Annotated in this window: 15 protein-coding genes; 10 read left to right on the top strand and 5 right to left on the bottom strand. The window is 59.9% G+C overall.

All coding sequences use genetic code 11. The features are described from left to right. The first annotated feature begins 2 nt into the window (after positions 1-2). The 5 genes from WBK23_RS11865 (at position 3) to WBK23_RS11845 (ending at position 6,726) form a co-directional block, all read left to right on the top strand. Positions 3-803, top strand: a complete 801-nt coding sequence (locus WBK23_RS11865) for a gamma-carboxygeranoyl-CoA hydratase (RefSeq protein ID WP_424484154.1) — start codon at positions 3-5, stop codon at positions 801-803. Further along, the gene (locus tag WBK23_RS11860; RefSeq protein WP_424484153.1) at positions 800-2,761 is read left to right on the top strand and encodes an acetyl/propionyl/methylcrotonyl-CoA carboxylase subunit alpha; all 1,962 of its coding nucleotides are present in this window, start codon (positions 800-802) and stop codon (positions 2,759-2,761) included. Before WBK23_RS11865 ends, WBK23_RS11860 begins: the two co-directional genes overlap by 4 nt. A 91-nt stretch (positions 2,762-2,852) precedes the next feature. Beyond that, positions 2,853-3,755: a hydroxymethylglutaryl-CoA lyase gene (locus WBK23_RS11855; protein WP_424484152.1), complete on the top strand. Its 903-nt coding sequence runs from the start codon at positions 2,853-2,855 to the stop codon at positions 3,753-3,755. Between the two features lie 218 nt (positions 3,756-3,973). Further along, positions 3,974-5,929 carry an acetoacetate--CoA ligase gene (locus tag WBK23_RS11850; RefSeq protein WP_424484151.1) on the top strand — a complete coding sequence of 652 codons (1,956 nt, stop codon included), beginning with the start codon at positions 3,974-3,976 and terminating at the stop codon, positions 5,927-5,929. 68 nt (positions 5,930-5,997) lie between these two features. Then, positions 5,998-6,726 carry a substrate-binding periplasmic protein gene (locus WBK23_RS11845; RefSeq protein WP_424484150.1) on the top strand — a complete coding sequence of 243 codons (729 nt, stop codon included), beginning with the start codon at positions 5,998-6,000 and terminating at the stop codon, positions 6,724-6,726. Positions 6,727-6,752: 26 nt separating this feature from the next. Here the strand turns inward: WBK23_RS11845 and WBK23_RS11840 are convergent, their stop codons facing one another. Next, complete coding sequence (locus WBK23_RS11840; RefSeq protein WP_424484149.1) at positions 6,753-7,976, bottom strand: PilT/PilU family type 4a pilus ATPase; 1,224 nt, start codon at positions 7,974-7,976, stop codon at positions 6,753-6,755. A 143-nt stretch (positions 7,977-8,119) separates the two neighbouring features. On the opposite strand from WBK23_RS11840, the gene WBK23_RS11835 reads away from it, so the two are divergent. After that, positions 8,120-8,398 (top strand): peptidylprolyl isomerase, encoded by a 279-nt coding sequence (locus WBK23_RS11835; RefSeq protein ID WP_090253882.1) that lies wholly within the window; start codon positions 8,120-8,122, stop codon positions 8,396-8,398. An 8-nt stretch (positions 8,399-8,406) separates the two neighbouring features. Next, positions 8,407-8,754 (top strand): MmcQ/YjbR family DNA-binding protein, encoded by a 348-nt coding sequence (locus WBK23_RS11830; protein WP_424484148.1) that lies wholly within the window; start codon positions 8,407-8,409, stop codon positions 8,752-8,754. Between the two features lie 63 nt (positions 8,755-8,817). Here WBK23_RS11830 and WBK23_RS11825 read toward each other — a convergent pair whose 3' ends face one another. After that, positions 8,818-9,297, bottom strand: coding sequence for a VOC family protein (locus tag WBK23_RS11825; protein WP_424484147.1), 480 nt, complete (start codon positions 9,295-9,297; stop codon positions 8,818-8,820). A gap of 97 nt (positions 9,298-9,394) precedes the next feature. Between WBK23_RS11825 and WBK23_RS11820 the strand changes: the two genes are divergently transcribed. Then, on the top strand, positions 9,395-11,611 hold the full coding sequence (locus WBK23_RS11820) for an OsmC domain/YcaO domain-containing protein (RefSeq protein ID WP_424484146.1): 2,217 nt from the start codon (positions 9,395-9,397) through the stop codon (positions 11,609-11,611). Positions 11,612-11,871: 260 nt separating this feature from the next. After that, a complete protein-coding gene (locus WBK23_RS11815; RefSeq protein ID WP_424484145.1) occupies positions 11,872-13,458 on the top strand; it encodes an ABC-F family ATPase in 1,587 nt (528 codons plus the stop codon). Positions 13,459-13,551: 93 nt separating this feature from the next. On the opposite strand, the gene WBK23_RS11810 is transcribed toward WBK23_RS11815, so the two are convergent. Next, positions 13,552-14,061: a DUF1993 domain-containing protein gene (locus tag WBK23_RS11810; protein WP_424484144.1), complete on the bottom strand. Its 510-nt coding sequence runs from the start codon at positions 14,059-14,061 to the stop codon at positions 13,552-13,554. A 70-nt stretch (positions 14,062-14,131) separates the two neighbouring features. Here WBK23_RS11810 and WBK23_RS11805 point away from each other — a divergent pair, with 70 nt between their 5' ends. Beyond that, complete coding sequence (locus WBK23_RS11805; RefSeq protein ID WP_424484143.1) at positions 14,132-14,482, top strand: MmcQ/YjbR family DNA-binding protein; 351 nt, start codon at positions 14,132-14,134, stop codon at positions 14,480-14,482. On the opposite strand, the gene WBK23_RS11800 is transcribed toward WBK23_RS11805, so the two are convergent. Together WBK23_RS11800 and WBK23_RS11795 are read right to left on the bottom strand one after the other, a co-directional pair. Next, the gene (locus WBK23_RS11800; RefSeq protein ID WP_424484142.1) at positions 14,476-14,889 is read right to left on the bottom strand and encodes a DUF1294 domain-containing protein; all 414 of its coding nucleotides are present in this window, start codon (positions 14,887-14,889) and stop codon (positions 14,476-14,478) included. The genes WBK23_RS11805 and WBK23_RS11800 overlap by 7 nt on opposite strands. Before the next feature lie 9 nt (positions 14,890-14,898). Then, on the bottom strand, positions 14,899-15,729 hold the full coding sequence (locus WBK23_RS11795) for an undecaprenyl-diphosphate phosphatase (protein ID WP_424484141.1): 831 nt from the start codon (positions 15,727-15,729) through the stop codon (positions 14,899-14,901). Positions 15,730-16,159: the final 430 nt, after the last annotated feature.

Here is a 16,159-nt window from a genome sequence, read left to right as displayed (position 1 = left end):
CCATGACCGACTTCAACACCATCGAACTTGAAACAGACCCGCGCGGCTTTGCCACCCTTTGGCTCAATCGCGCGGACAAGAACAACGCCTTTAACGCCGAGATGATCCGCGAGCTGATTCTCGCCCTCGACGCGGTAATGGCCGACAAATCCCTGCGTTTTCTGCTGCTACGCGGCCGCGGCAAGCACTTTTCCGCCGGTGCGGACCTGGCCTGGATGCAGCACGCCGCGACCCTGGACTACAACGCCAACCTGGCCGATTCACGCGAGTTGGCCGAGCTGATGCACAACCTCTATCAGCTGAAAATCCCGACCCTGGCCGTGGTGCAAGGCGCGGCCTTTGGCGGAGCGCTGGGTTTGATCAGCTGCTGCGATATGGCCATCGGCACCGTTGACGCTCAGCTGTGCCTGTCCGAAGTACGTATCGGCCTGGCACCGGCGGTAATCAGCCCCTTTGTCGTGCAGGCGATTGGCGAACGTGCGGCGCGGCGCTATGCCCTGACTGCCGAGCGTTTTAGTGGTGACCGTGCCCAGGAGCTAGGGCTGTTTGCCGAATGCTACGCCGCCGATGCCCTGGAGCAGGCCGTAGCCCAGTGGATCGACACGCTGCTGCTTAATAGCCCGCAGGCCATGCAGGCCAGCAAGGATCTGCTGCGTGAAGTCGGCAGCGGAGTGCTGACCCCGGCGCTGCGCCGTTACACGGAAAACGCGATTGCCCGTATTCGCGTCAGCCCCGAGGGGCAGGAAGGCCTGCGCGCATTCCTGGATAAACGTCCGCCCGCCTGGCAGGAGCCGCAAGCATGAGCCTCAAACCTATCGACACCCTGCTGGTAGCCAACCGTGGCGAAATCGCCTGCCGGGTGATGCGCACAGCCAAAGCCATGGGCATTCAGACCGTGGCGGTACACAGCGGCATAGACACCAATGCGCGCCATGTGCGCGAAGCCGATCTGGCGATCAACCTGGGCGGTGCCAAACCAGCGGATAGCTACCTACGTATTGACGCACTGATCGCTGCAGCCAAGGCAAGTGGTGCCCAGGCGATCCACCCCGGTTATGGCTTTCTCTCGGAAAACGCCGGCTTTGCCCGCGCTATCGAAGCCGCTGGCCTGATCTTTCTCGGCCCGCCCGCCTCGGCTATCGATGCCATGGGCAGCAAGTCCGCCGCCAAGGCGCTGATGGAAGCCGCCGGCGTGCCATTGGTGCCGGGCTATCACGGCGAAGCGCAGGATGTGGAAACCTTCCGCGTAGCCTCGAACGCAATCGGCTACCCGGTGCTGCTCAAGGCGGCGGCCGGCGGCGGCGGCAAGGGCATGAAGGTGGTCGAGCGCGAAAGCGAACTGGCCGAAGCCCTGGCCAGCGCCCAGCGCGAGGCGCAATCGTCGTTCGGCGACTCACGCATGCTGGTGGAAAAATACGTACTCAAGCCGCGCCATGTGGAGATCCAGGTATTTGCCGACCAGCACGGCAACTGCCTGTACCTGAATGAGCGCGACTGCTCGATCCAGCGCCGCCACCAGAAGGTCGTCGAAGAAGCCCCTGCTCCGGGCCTGTCCGCCGAGCTGCGCCGCGCCATGGGCGAAGCGGCGGTCAAGGCCGCGCAAGCCATCGGCTATGTCGGTGCCGGCACCGTGGAATTTCTGCTGGATGAGCGCGGCGACTTTTTCTTTATGGAGATGAACACCCGCCTGCAGGTCGAGCACCCGGTTACCGAGCTGATCACCGGCCTGGACCTGGTCGCCTGGCAGATTCGCGTCGCCCGTGGCGAGTCCCTACCGATCACCCAGGAACAAGTGCCGCTGAATGGTCACGCCATCGAGGTGCGGCTGTATGCGGAAGACCCGGATAACGACTTTCTGCCGGCCACCGGCACTCTGGCGCTGTACCGTGAAGCCAATGGCGGTGAGGGCCGGCGAGTCGACAGCGGAGTCAGCGAAGGCGATGAAGTCTCGCCCTTCTATGACCCGATGCTCGGCAAGCTGATAGCCTGGGGCGAAAACCGCGAAGAGGCGCGCCTGCGCCTGCTGGCCATGCTTAAGGAAACCTGTGTGGGCGGGGTTCGCACCAACCTGGCCTTTCTAACCCGCGTGCTGGCCCACCCGGCCTTTGCCAATGCGGAGCTGGATACCGGCTTTATTCCACGCCACGAGGCGCAGCTGCTGCCTCCGGTGACCGAATTGCCAAGCGAGTTCTGGCAACTGGCCGCCGAGGCCTTTGTGCAAAGTGAAACGTCGCCTCAGCGCCATGACGACTATCACTCGCCCTGGGCGCGCAATAACGGCCTGCGTTTGGGGCTGCCGGCGGAAACCGATCTGCACCTGAGCTGCCAGAACGAGCGCCAGGTGGTGCGTCTGCGCCATGCCTCGGCTTCCACCGTACAGCTGCAAGGCGAAACGCTGTCGGTAGACCGCGACGGCCTGCGCCAGCAGCATCTGGCGATTCGCCGCGGCGACAGCCTCTACCTGCAATTTGCCGGCGAGTTACGCTGTATCCAGCGCGTCGACCCGATTGCCGAAGTCGAAGCCAGCCATCAGCATCACGGCGGCCTGACCGCGCCGATGAACGGCAGTATCGTACGGGTGCTGGTCGAGGCCGGTCAGGCGGTGGAAACCGGCACGGCGCTGGTGGTACTGGAAGCGATGAAGATGGAACACAGCATCCGTGCAACCCATGCCGGCGTGGTCAAGGCGCTGTATTGCAGCGAGGGCGAGATGGTCAGCGAAGGCACCGTACTGGTGGAACTCGACGAAGCCAGCGCATAAACCGATATTTTTGTAGGGTGGAAAACCGCGCAGCGTTTTCCACCCGGCAATGGTGGATGGAAAAGCGCCATCCACCCTACGGAGAAGAGGCATGAACCTACCCAAACGAGTCAGCCTGGTCGAAGTCGGCCCGCGTGACGGTTTGCAGAATGAGCAACAGCCGATCAGCGTGGCCGACAAGGTACGCCTGGTCGATGACCTGTCCGCCGCTGGCCTCGGTTATATCGAGGTGGGCAGCTTTGTCTCGCCCAAGTGGGTACCGCAGATGGCGGGCAGCGCCGAGGTGTTTGCGCAGATCCAGCAACTGCCGGGCATTACCTACGCGGCGCTGGCTCCCAACCTGAAAGGTTTTGAAGGCGCGCTGGAGGCCGGCGTGCGCGAAGTGGCGGTGTTTGCCGCAGCCTCGGAAGCTTTCTCGCAAAAGAATATCAACTGCTCGATAAACGAAAGCCTCGAACGCTTTGTCCCGGTCATGGACGCCGCCAAGCAATATGGCATCCGCGTGCGCGGTTATGTCTCCTGCGTGCTGGGCTGCCCGTATGACGGCAATGTGCCGCCCGAGCAAGTGGCTAGCGTGGCCCGCGAGCTGTACAGCATGGGCTGCTATGAAGTGTCGCTGGGTGACACCATCGGCAGTGGCACCGCTGGGGCAACCCGTCACCTGATCAACGTGGTCGGCCGCGAGGTGCCACGCAACCTGTTGGCCGGGCACTTCCACGACACTTACGGCCAGGCTCTGGCGAATATCTACGCGGGCCTTCTGGAAGGCATCAGCGTGTTCGACAGCTCGGTGGCGGGTCTGGGCGGCTGCCCTTACGCCAAAGGTGCAACCGGCAATGTCGCGACCGAAGACGTGCTGTATCTGCTCAATGGCCTGGGCATTGAAACCGGCATCGATATGGACCGACTGATCGCTGCCGGCCAGCGCATTTGCGCAGTCCTGGACAAGCCCAACGGCTCGCGGGTGGCACGGGCCAAGCTTGCCAGCGCCTAGCTGCAGGCCGCGCGTAAGGTTTTATTTACGCACTGTAAAGCACCGCCGTCAGGCTTACTGCCCGCTGCCTGATGGCGGTGCAAAGCGACTACAGCAGCTGCTGCTAGCGATCAGCGCGAGCGCTCAACAACTCGACGCAAGCCCCCCCGCCAGCCAGTAGGCTTGCAGCAATAAGCCGGCTAACCGCGCCGGCATAACAAGAATGATGAGGAAGCACGATGCAACAGCCCCTGTGGACGCCTTCTGCCGAACGTATCGCCGCCACTCGGATGGACAGCTTCCGCCGCTTCGTCAATCAGCACCACAGCCTGCAACTGGCCGACTATCCGGCCCTGCACGCCTGGAGCGTGGCCCAGCGCGAGTCGTTCTGGCAGGCGATTGTCGAGTTCTTTGAAATACGCTTTAACGCCCAGCCCGAGGCAGTGCTGCAAGAAAGCAGCGCCATGCCCAGCGCTCACTGGTTTCCTGGCGCAACACTGAATTTCGCCGAACACTTGTTGCGCCGCCGCGATAACCACCCTGCCCTGATCGCCATTGGCGAGGACGGCTCCCGCGAGCAACTGAGCTATGCCGAACTGGCCGCCCATGTCGCTGGTTTGCAACGCAGCCTGCGCGCTGCCGACGTGGGTATTGGCGACCGGGTTGCCGCTTTTATGCCCAACACCTGGCAAACCCTGGTCGGCATGCTGGCCGCCAGTAGCCTCGGTGCAACCTGGTCGAGCTGCTCGCCGGACTTCGGCACCCAGGGCGTGATCGACCGTTTCGGCCAGATTGAACCCAAGGTGCTAATCGCCGCCGCCGGTTACCGCTACGCCGGCAAGAACCTCGACCTGACTGCCAAGCTCAATGAAATCCTCGAACGCCTGCCCTCGCTCGAACAGCTGATTGTGGTGCCCTACTCCAACGCCCAGGCCAAAGCCGCCGACTTCCACTCTGCGGCCAAGGTCGCGCGGTGGCAGGACTTCTACCAGGCCGGCGGCGAGCCCGAATTCACCCAGGTCGCCTTCGATCATCCGCTGTATATCCTCTATTCCAGCGGCACCACCGGCGTGCCCAAGTGCATCGTGCATGGCACTGGCGGCACCTTGTTGCAGCACGTCAAGGAACTCGGCCTGCACACCGACCTGCATGCCGACGACACGCTGTTCTACTACACCACCTGCGGCTGGATGATGTGGAACTGGCTGGTCTCGGGCCTGGCCCTGGGCGCGACTCTGGTGCTGTTCGACGGCTCACCCTTCCACCCGGGTGCCGAGCGCCTGATCGATCTGATCGACGCAGAAAACATCAGCCTCTTCGGCACCAGCGCCAAGTTTCTCGCGGCGCTGGAAAAAGCTGGTGCCAAGCCAGGCAGCACACATCGACTCGAACGGCTCAAGGCGATTCTGTCGACCGGCTCGCCGCTGTCCCACGAGAGCTTCGAGTACGTCTACCGCGAGATCAAAGCCGATATCTGCCTGTCGTCAATCTCCGGCGGCACCGATATCGTTTCCTGCTTCGCCCTCGGCAACCCGGTGCTGCCGGTATGGCGCGGTGAGTTGCAGTGCAAGGGCTTGGGCATGGACGTGCAGGTGTGGAACGACGCCGGCCAGCCGGTAACAGGGGAAAAAGGCGAGCTGGTCTGCGCTCAGCATTTCCCATCGATGCCGATTGGCTTCTGGAAGGATGACGACGGCAGCAAGTTCCATGCGGCCTACTTCGAGACTTTCCCCGGCATCTGGGCTCACGGCGATTACGCCGAGATCACCGCCCATGGCGGCCTGGTCATTCATGGTCGCAGCGATGCGGTACTGAATCCCGGCGGCGTGCGTATCGGCACCGCCGAAATCTACCGCCAAGTGGAAAAGGTCGAAGAAGTGCTGGAGTCCATCGCCATCGGCCAGGAGTGGGACGATGACGTACGCGTGGTGCTGTTTGTGCGCCTGCGCGATGGCGTCGAACTGACCGACGCGCTGCAAGCGCAGATTCGCCAGGTGATCCGCGCCAATACCACGCCACGCCATGTGCCGGCGAAGATCATCGCCGTGGCGGATATCCCGCGCACCATCAGCGGCAAGATCGTCGAACTGGCGGTGCGCAACGTGGTGCACGGCAAACCGGTAAAGAACACCGACGCCCTGGCCAACCCGCAGGCGCTGGAGCTGTATCGCGATCTGGCTGAACTACGGGACTGAAGTACCAAAATCCAGCCCACTACCCTGCAGGGCCTATACTCCTAGCCAGTCGCTGCTGGAGTGCCGCCGTGGTTGTGCGCTGGATCTGTCTCGCGATATTACTGACCCCACTGAGCCTGAGCGCAACAGCACAGGAGCCGCTGGAGTTGCATATGCCGGACGCGCCGCCGCTGACCTTTGTCAGCTTTCAGGGCGGTTATGGCATGGTCGGCGATGTGGCATTGGCCGCCATTGCCCACGCGGGGTATCTCAGCCATATCAATATAACCCCCTGGGCTCGCGCCCAGCAGCAGGTCAGCCGCGGCCATAACCTGCTGATCATTCCGCTTTCGCGCACCCCGGAGCGCGAAGCCCTGTACACCTGGATTGCTCCCGTCATGCCACTTGAGCGTGCATTCTTTAGCCTCGACACCCCGGTTCGCACCTTTGCCGAAGCCCGCCGTCGCTATCAGCGGATTGCGGTCGGTCTGGGTACCGCGCAAATTGAAATACTCAAGGCCGAGGGTTTTTCCGATGAGCAGATTGTCACCCTCAAACTCGGTGACAACCCAGCGCGAATGCTTGAGCTGGGCCGCGTCGACGCCTGGTTTACCGGGATACCTGAAGGGCTGTATCTATGGCCAGAAAGTAATAACAACCTGCAGATGAGCCCGCCACTGGCTCGAACAGACCTGTATCTGGCTTGCTCCAAAGCCTGCGATGCAGCGCTGGTCAACAAACTGCGACGCGCGGTCGAGGCACTCAGGGCCAACGGCACCGCACGACGCATGCAGAAGGCCTATTTGCCACAGCCCTAGCCGTGCGAAACCGCGCTTCGTCGTCGCTAAATACCGGCGCGGCCGGGGTCCTCCGGTGGCGGAGCGTCTTCTTCGATATCTTCCAGCTTCAACTCCAGCCCCCATTCCCCGGCTGACGCAGCAGGCGCGGCCGGGGTCGGTGCGGCTGCAACTGGCGCGGGCGCAGCGGCAGGTGCTGAGGTGCCTGGGTTGTCGCGATAGAGCTTGAGCTTCAAGCGCACGTTGTTCGCCGAGTCGGCGTTTTTCACCGCTTCCTCTTCATCGATGCTGCCGTCGTTGACCAGGTCGATCAGCGCCTGATCGAAGGTCTGCATGCCGAGGTTTTTCGATTTCTCCATGGTTTCCTTGATCTCGGAGAAGTCGCTGCGCTTGATCTGATCGCGGATGGTCGGGGTGCCCAACAGCACTTCGACGGCGGCGCGACGCTTGCCATCGATGGTTTTGACCAGACGCTGCGAGACAAACGCCTTGAGGTTGTTGCCCAGGTCGTTGAGCAGCTGCGGGCGGCGGTCTTCGGGGAAGAAGTTGATAATGCGGTCCAGCGCCTGGTTAGCGTTGTTGGCATGCAGGGTGGAGATCGCCAGGTGGCCGGTGTCGGCGAAGGCCAGGGCATGTTCCATGGTCTCGCGGTCGCGAATTTCGCCGATCAGGATCACATCCGGGGCCTGGCGCAGGGTGTTTTTCAGCGCGGCATGGAAGCTGCGGGTATCCACCCCGACCTCACGCTGGTTGATGATCGACTTCTTGTGCTTGTGCACGTACTCCACCGGGTCTTCGATGGTGATGATATGGCCGCCGCTGTTGCGGTTGCGGTAGTCGATCAGCGCCGCCAGGGAGGTCGACTTGCCCGAGCCGGTACCGCCGACGAACAGCACCAGGCCGCGTTTCTCCATCACGGTCTTGAGCAGCACTTCCGGCAGTTTGAGATCTTCGAACTTGGGGATTTCCATCTTGATGTTGCGCGCCACGATCGACACTTCATTGCGCTGCTTGAAGATATTGATACGAAAGCGGCCGATGCTGGACAGCGAGATCGCCAGGTTCATCTCCAGCTCACGTTCGAATTCCTCACGCTGCGCACTATCCATCACCGAGGCGGCAATTTCGGCCACTTCCCCGGCCTTCAACGGCTCGGCGCTCAAGGCCTTGAGCACACCATTGAACTTGGCGCACGGCGGCGCGCCAGTGGAAAGATAAAGGTCTGACCCGTCCTGACTGGACAGGACTTTGAGCATGGCATTGAGGTCCATAACGAGATATCCCGTGGGTTGGCTTTAATACGTTAGGCCAAGATTGCGCATCGCTCCCGGGAAAATCGGGGCTTGCTTGGTTCAGGCGCTAAGCGGTTGAAAATACTGGCACAATACCCCCACCTAAAACCGAGGAGGCCGTCATGGCAAAGGCAATGGCCCGCCACATTCTGGTGAAAACCGAGGCCGAAGCGGCGGCATTGAAAAAACGCATCGCCGCCGGTGAAGCCTTCGATGTGCTGGCACGCAAGTATTCGACCTGCCCCTCCGGCAAAAAAGGTGGCGACCTGGGTGAGGTGCGTCCGGGACAGATGGTGCGCGCCATCGATCAGGTGATCTTCAAGAAGCCGGTGCGCGAAGTGCACGGCCCGGTGAAAAGCCAGTTTGGCTATCATCTGGTGCAGGTTTTCTATCGCGAGTAAGGAATGCTATGCGCCCCGAGGACGTTGCCGAGTACTGCCTGAGCCTGCCGGGTGCCCGCGAGGACATCAAGTGGGGCGGTGTGCGGGTATTCTCCGTGGCGCAGAGCAAGATGTTCGCCCTGCTGCATATCAACGGCACGAACGGTCTGTCCTTCAAGGTCGATGACGACCTGTTTCTCGGGTTCTGCGACCGCCCCGGAATTAGTCCGGCTCCCTACCTGGCCCGCGCTCGCTGGATCAGCATGAAGCCACCCTACCCCTTGAGCGATGCCGAACTGGGCGAGTTGCTGCGCCGCTCACATCAACTGGTGGTCGGCAAACTGCCCAAGCGCCTGAAGCTGGGCTTGCTGCTCTAACTAAGCTCGCTGCGCTAAACAGCCTGCCACGCCCAACCTATTCACCGCCCCAAACGATGGGGGTCAAGACTTCAGCGCAGTCTCAATCGCCGCGATGTCGATCTTCCTCATGCCCATCATGGCCTCGAACGCACGTTTGGCCGCCGCTTGATCGGCGCTGGTTATCGCGTCCATCAGGATGCGTGGGGTGATCTGCCACGAGACGCCCCACTTGTCCTTGCACCAACCGCACGCGCTTTCCTGTCCGCCATTGTCGATGATCGCGTTCCATAGCTGGTCCGTCTCGGCCTGATCGTCGGTCGCGACCTGGAACGAGAACGCTTCGTTGTGCTGGAACGCAGGCCCTCCATTCAACCCGAGGCACGGGATGCCCATGACCCTGAACTCGACCGTCAGCACATCGCCCTGCTTGCCGGCGGGATAGTCGCCAGGGGCGCGATGGACAGCGAGTACTGCGCTGTCCGGGAAGGTCTTGGCGTAGAAGGTCGCGGCCTCCAGAGCGGTGTGGTCGTACCAAAGGCAGATCGTGTTCTTGTTGGTCATGCTGAGTCTCCACGATTGGGCTGATGGACAAGACTTACGGAAGAAAAGCCGGATAATAGCGGCCAAATTTTTTGCTTCGCTATTCTGGTAATCCCGCATGGAAATCAAGGTCAATTTTCTCGACAACCTTCGACTTGAAGCCAAGTTCGATGATTTTACGGTGATCGCCGACCAGCCTATCCGTTACAAGGGCGATGGCTCGGCACCCGGGCCCTTCGATTACTTTCTGGCTTCCTCGGCCTTGTGTGCGGCCTACTTCGTCAAGCTGTACTGCCAGACGCGTGATATCCCTACCGAGAACATCCGTCTGTCGCAGAACAACATTGTCGACCCGGAAAATCGCTATCAACAGATTTTCAAGATCCAGGTCGAGTTGCCAGCGGATATCTCCGACAAAGACCGCCTGGGCATCCTGCGCTCCATCGACCGCTGCACGGTGAAAAAGGTGGTGCAGGCCGGTCCCGAGTTCGTGATCGAGGAAGTGGCCAATCTGGATGCCGATGCCCAGGCGCTGCTGATGCCTGCTTCTAGTTCAGAGGGGGCTTCAGGTGCGCATACCTACATTGCGGGCAAGGATCTGCCGCTGGAGCAGACCATCACCAATATGTCGGCAATTCTAGCCGGCCTGGGCATGAAGATCGAAATCGCCTCGTGGCGCAATATCGTACCCAACGTCTGGTCGCTGCATATCCGCGACGCGCACTCGCCGCTGTGCTTTACCAATGGCAAGGGCGCGACCAAGGAAGGCGCGCTGGCCTCGGCGCTGGGCGAGTTTATCGAGCGGCTGAACTGCAACTTCTTCTACAACGACCAATTCTGGGGCGAAGAGATCGCCAACGCGCCGTTCGTGCATTACCCGAACGAGCGCTGGTTCAAGCCAGGCCCCAGGGATGCGCTGCCAGCCGAAATCCTCGACCCGTACTGCCTGGATATCTACAACCCCGATGGCGAACTGCGCGGCTCGAACTTGTACGACACCAATTCGGGCAACAAGGCGCGTGGCATCTGCTCGCTGCCGTTTGTGCGCCAATCGGACGGCGAAGTGGTGTACTTCCCCTCCAACCTGATCGAGAACCTGTTCCTCAGCAACGGCATGAGCGCCGGCAATACCCTGGCCGAGGCGCAGGTGCAGTGCCTGTCGGAAATTTTCGAGCGCGCGGTAAAACGCGAAATCCTCGAAGGCGAACTGGCCCTGCCGGATGTGCCGCAGGAAGTTCTGGAAAAATACCCGGCCATCCTCGCCGGCATTCAGGGGCTGGAAGAACAAGGCTTCCCGGTGCTGGTGAAGGATGCGTCGCTGGGCGGCGAGTTCCCGGTGATGTGTGTAACCCTGATGAACCCGCGCACCGGTGGCGTATTCGCCTCGTTCGGTGCCCACCCGAGCCTTGAGATCGCGCTGGAGCGCAGCCTCACCGAACTGCTCCAGGGCCGCAGTTTCGAAGGTCTCAACGATCTACCGCCGCCGACCTTCGAGAGCCAGGCGCTGACCGAGCCGAACAACTTCGTCGAGCACTTTATCGATTCCAGCGGCGTGGTGTCGTGGCGCTTCTTCAGCGCCAAAGCCGATTTCGAGTTCGTCGAGTGGGACTTCTCAGGCGACGGCGAAGAGTCCAATGCCGATGAAGCCGCGACCCTGTTCGGCATCCTCGAAGCCATGGGCAAGGAAGTGTATATGGCGGTGTACGACGACCTCGGCGCAACCGCCTGCCGCATCCTGGTGCCGGGTTACTCGGAAATCTATCCGGTGGAAGACCTGATCTGGGACAACACCAACAAGGCGCTGCTGTTTCGCGCGGACATCCTCAACCTGCACAACCTGAGCGATATGCGGCTCAAGTCCCTGCTCAAGAGCCTGGAGAACTGCGATGCCGATGATTACACCGACATCGGCACCCTGATCGGCATCGAATTCGACGACAACACCGTCTGGGGCCAGCTGACGATCTTGGAGCTGAAGCTGCTGATCTATGTCGCGCTGAAGAAGTTCGACGAGGCGAAAGAGCTGGTGGAGGCCTTCCTGCAGTACAACGACAACAGCCTCGAACGCGGGCTGTTCTACCAGGCCCTGAATGTGGTGCTGGAAGTGCAGCTGGACGACGAACTGGAACTGGCCGACTTTGAACCCAACTTCCGCAGGATGTTCGGCAACCAGCGGATGGATGCAGCAATCGGCTCAGTAGATGGCAGCGTACGCTTTTACGGCCTGACGCCTACGAGCATGAAACTGGAAGGCCTCGATAGGCATCTGCGCCTGGTCGAGAGCTACAAGAAACTGCATATGGCACGGGCCAATGCAGTGGCTTTACCCCGTTAGTCGCGCTTACAAAAAAGCACCTCAGGGTGATTTTTTTGTTTTGATGACCTGCACCGTTATGAAATAAGCCAGGCACTGCCTGGCTTTTCTTTGTAGCCCTTTCCCAATCGATAAAGCAGCCACTCGGATGTGTCTACAAAGCTAGGGGTGATTCATCAAATAGAAACTCCGCCTGTCCCATCTGCTGCCTTTTGTGGCCGTAACCCGCTACAATCGCGCCCCTTTCGCGCCTGTGCGCCCGTTTATCTGGACCAAGATTCGTGATCTCCACCGCTAACATCACCATGCAATTCGGCGCCAAGCCGCTGTTCGAGAACGTGTCCGTCAAGTTTGGCGGCGGCAACCGCTACGGCCTGATCGGGGCCAACGGCTGCGGCAAGTCGACCTTTATGAAGATCCTCGGCGGCGACCTGGAATCGAGCGGTGGCCAGGTGATGCTGGAGCCGAACGTGCGCCTGGGTAAGCTGCGTCAGGATCAGTTCGCCTACGAAGAATTCACCGTGATCGACACCGTGATCATGGGTCACGAAGAGCTGTGGAAGGTCAAAGCCGAGCGCGACCGCATCTACTCCCTGGCGGAAATGAGCGAAGAAGATGGCATGAAGGTCGGCGAACTCGAAGGTGAGTTCGCTGAAATGGACGGCTACACCGCAGAGTCCCGTGCTGGTGAATTGCTGCTCGGCCTGGGTATTCCGTTGGAGCAGCATTTCGGCCCGATGAGCGAAGTCGCGCCGGGCTGGAAACTGCGCGTACTGCTGGCGCAGGCGCTGTTCTCCGACCCGGAAGTGTTGCTGCTGGACGAACCAACCAACCACCTGGATATCAACACCATCCGCTGGCTGGAAAACATCCTCACCCAGCGCAACAGCACCATGATCATCATCTCCCACGACCGTCACTTCCTGAACAGCGTGTGCACCCACATGGCTGACCTGGATTACGGCGAGCTGCGCCTGTTCCCAGGCAACTACGACGAGTACATGACCGCCGCGACCCAGTCGCGCGAGCAACTGCTGTCGGATAACGCCAAGAAAAAAGCGCAAATCAACGAGCTGCAAAGCTTCGTCAGCCGCTTCTCGGCCAACGCCTCGAAATCCAAGCAGGCATCCTCGCGCGCCAAGCAGAGCGACAAGATCCAGCTGGCCGAGGTCAAGCCGTCCAGCCGGATCAGCCCGTTCATCCGCTTCGAGCAAACCAAGAAGTTGCACCGCAACGCCGTGACCGTGGATCACATGGCCAAGGGCTTCGACGGCAAAATTCTGTTCAAGAACTTCAGCTTCACCGTGGAAGCCGGCGAGCGCGTGGCCATCATCGGCCCGAACGGCATCGGCAAGACCACCCTGCTGCGCACCCTGGTGGGCGAACTGACCCCGGATGCCGGCTCGGTGAAGTGGACTGAAAGCGCGGAACTCGGCTACTACGCCCAGGACCACGCCCACGACTTCGAAGACGACTTGAATCTATTCGACTGGATAGGTCAGTGGACTACCGGTGAACAGGTGATTCGCGGCACGCTGGGGCGCATGCTATTCAGCAACGACGATATCCTCAAGTCGGTAAAAGTCATCTCCGGTGGTGAGCAAGGCCGCATGTTGTTCGGCAAACTGATCTTGCAAAAGCCTAACGTGCTGATCATGGATGAACCGACCAACCACTTGGACATGGAATCCATCGAAGCCTTGAACTTGGCGCTGGAAAACTACCCAGGCACCTTGATTTTCGTCAGCCACGACCGCGAGTTTGTTGGTTCCTTGGCGACCCGCATCATCGAACTGTCGGCCAACGGCATCATCGACTTCAGCGGCACCTACGATGATTACCTGCGCAGCCAGGGCGTGATCGCCTGATCGCTAGCCTCTGAGTAACGGCTGGACTGCGTAATGCAGCCAGCCGAGATAAAACGGCCCCGCTGCTCGCACAAGCAACGGGGCCGTTTTGTTTCAGGCCGGGCGCCCGAGAAAATCCATCTTGCCCAGCTCCAGCCCGTTGTGACGCAGGATCGCGTAGGCCGTGGTCAGGTGAAAATAAAAGTTCGGCAGCACAAAGTTAACCAGGTAATCCTGCCCGCTAAACTTCAGCTCCTGGCCAGGAAAGTTCAGCACTATGCGCATGGTTTCACTGCCATCGATCTGCGCGGCACTGCAGCTGTTCAGAAAAGCCTGGGTTTTCTGCAGGCGCTCCTGCAACTGCGCAAAACTGCTCTCGGTGTCGGGGAAACTGGGGACATCCACCCCGGCCAAACGCGCGGCGCAGCCTTTCACCGAATCGGTGGCGATCTGTACCTGCCGTACCAAGGGAAACATATCCGGGGCCAAGCGGGCATTCAGCAGCACTTGGGGTTCGATTTTCTTCGCTTCGGCAAATGCGGCCGCCTTGTCGAGAATCGCCGAGAGGTTACCGAGCATGCGGGTAAAAACCGGAATCGAAGCCTGATACATTGAAAGTGACATAGCCTTAATGCTCCTGTTTGAAGGGAGCATTAAGGCTAGTCGCAATTCAGTCCAAGGAGAGCCGCAAGTGATGAGCGCACAACAGATCGCCGACTTTTGCCTCAGTCTGCCAGGCGCCCGCGAAGACCTGAAATGGGGCAATAACCGGGTGTTCTCGATAGCGGGCAACAAGATGTTCGCCATTCTCGACTTTATGGGCGGCGGTTTGGCCTTTAAGGTCGACGACGATCTATTTCTCGGCTTTATCGACCGCCCCGGCATCCGCCCTGCCCCCTATTTGGCCCGCGCCCACTGGATCAGCATGGCCATGCCGGCGCCGCTGGGCGATGCCGAGTTAGAGCAATTGTTGCGCCGCTCTCATCAGTTGGTGGTGCGCAAGCTGCCGAAAATCCGCCAAGTAGGGTTGTTGCTGGATCAATAAACCAGTCGCAGCAGCTTGGCGCCAACCAGTGGGCCGTCGACAATCAGCCAATAGCTCCAAAAGCTTTGATGCGCCAACACTATCAGCCAAAACGGTAACTGAAACGCGAGCTTGCGAGTCTTGTGGCGAAATACTTGTTGCACCAACAATGCACCGGGCCAACCGCCGATTAACGCGGTTATTTGCAGGATCTTTTCGGGCGTACGCCAATGACCCTGGTGGGCGCGAGCCTTGTCATGCCAGTACTGCGCGAAGCTAACCAGGCTAAATAACCCGTAAGCTGCCAACGGCCAAACAAGCCCATAACTCAGTAGCAACTGTGTGGCGCCATACAGCGGTAAGGCGCACAACCCGGCAAACAGCAGCAGCTTAAGTCGCAGATGCTGTACCGGCGCACGAGGTGCCATAGTGGGGTATCAGCCTTGCGCCGTGGCCCAGTCAATCCAGCCAAACTGCCAAGTGGCCAGAATCAACAGACCAAAGCCAATCCGGTACCAGGCAAAGGCCACATAGCTGTGTTTGGCGATAAATTTGAGCAGGCCGCGCACCGCAATCATGGCAAACACAAAGGCGGTGACAAAGCCTAAGACAAACACCGGCAAGTCACTGGCTTGAAAAATCTCACGGTACTTGTAGCCCGAGTACAGCGCCGCGCCGACCATGGTCGGCATCGCCAGAAAGAAGGAAAACTCGGTGGCGGCTTTACGCGACAAGCCAAACAGCAGGCCGCCGATGATGGTCGCACCGGAGCGTGAGGTGCCAGGCACCATCGCCAAACACTGCACGCAGCCGACTTTGAGGGCATCCGTCCAGCGCATTTGTTCGACTGTCTCAACGCTGATCTGGTGTTGACGCCGCTCGGCCCAGAGCATGATCAGCCCACCCACCAGCAACGCGGTGGCGACGGTGATCGGGTTAAACAAATAGTGATGAATCACATCAGCAAAGGCCACGCCAAGCACTACGGCCGGCAGTACTGCGATGATCAGGTTGCCGGTAAAGCGTTGCGCCTCGGCCTGCTTGGGCAGGCCAACGACCACCTCGAGGATCTTGCGGCGGTACTCCCAGACCACCGCCAAAATCGCGCCGAGCTGGATGATGATATTAAAAGCTATGGCTCTATCGCCGCCAAAACCAACTAAATCCGCGACGATGATCTGGTGACCCGTACTGGAAATTGGTAAAAATTCTGTCAGTCCTTCAACCACACCGAGCAAAAGCGTCTGTATCGCGAGCCAAAAATCCATATACATCCAAAGCGTGGGGAAAGTTATCTTGATTGATTCAGTACCGGCGATTTTCTGTGTAAAAACCGCTAGTTAGAAGGCGCGCATTGTAGCAAGTTCCACATGACAGTTTTGTTTATGGCTAAATCTGGCGATGGCCAAGATCGCTTGCAACACCGCTGACGGCGTTTTTAAGCCCTGGCTAAGGCTAAATTCTCAAGATCCTGCATAAATCCGGCTTAACAGTCGCACATGACCGCCAATATCAACCAAACTGACAACTGGGCCCTGCAGCCTGCGCAAAGTAGTTGCGCGATGAGTCGATCAACCTAAAGTTGAACGACCGCAGGCGCACATGGCTACCATCAGCGGCTAATCACACGCTTTGACAGTTACCTGGGTGAGGGATGCATGAGCGGCATGGAACATCAAGAAGTTGATCTGAGTAAGC

Source organism: Pseudomonas sp., assembly GCF_049653025.1.
GTDB lineage: Bacteria > Pseudomonadota > Gammaproteobacteria > Pseudomonadales > Pseudomonadaceae > Aquipseudomonas.
Note: the sequence above shows the minus strand (reverse complement) of the source record. Positions and strands in the feature narration are given on the sequence as shown.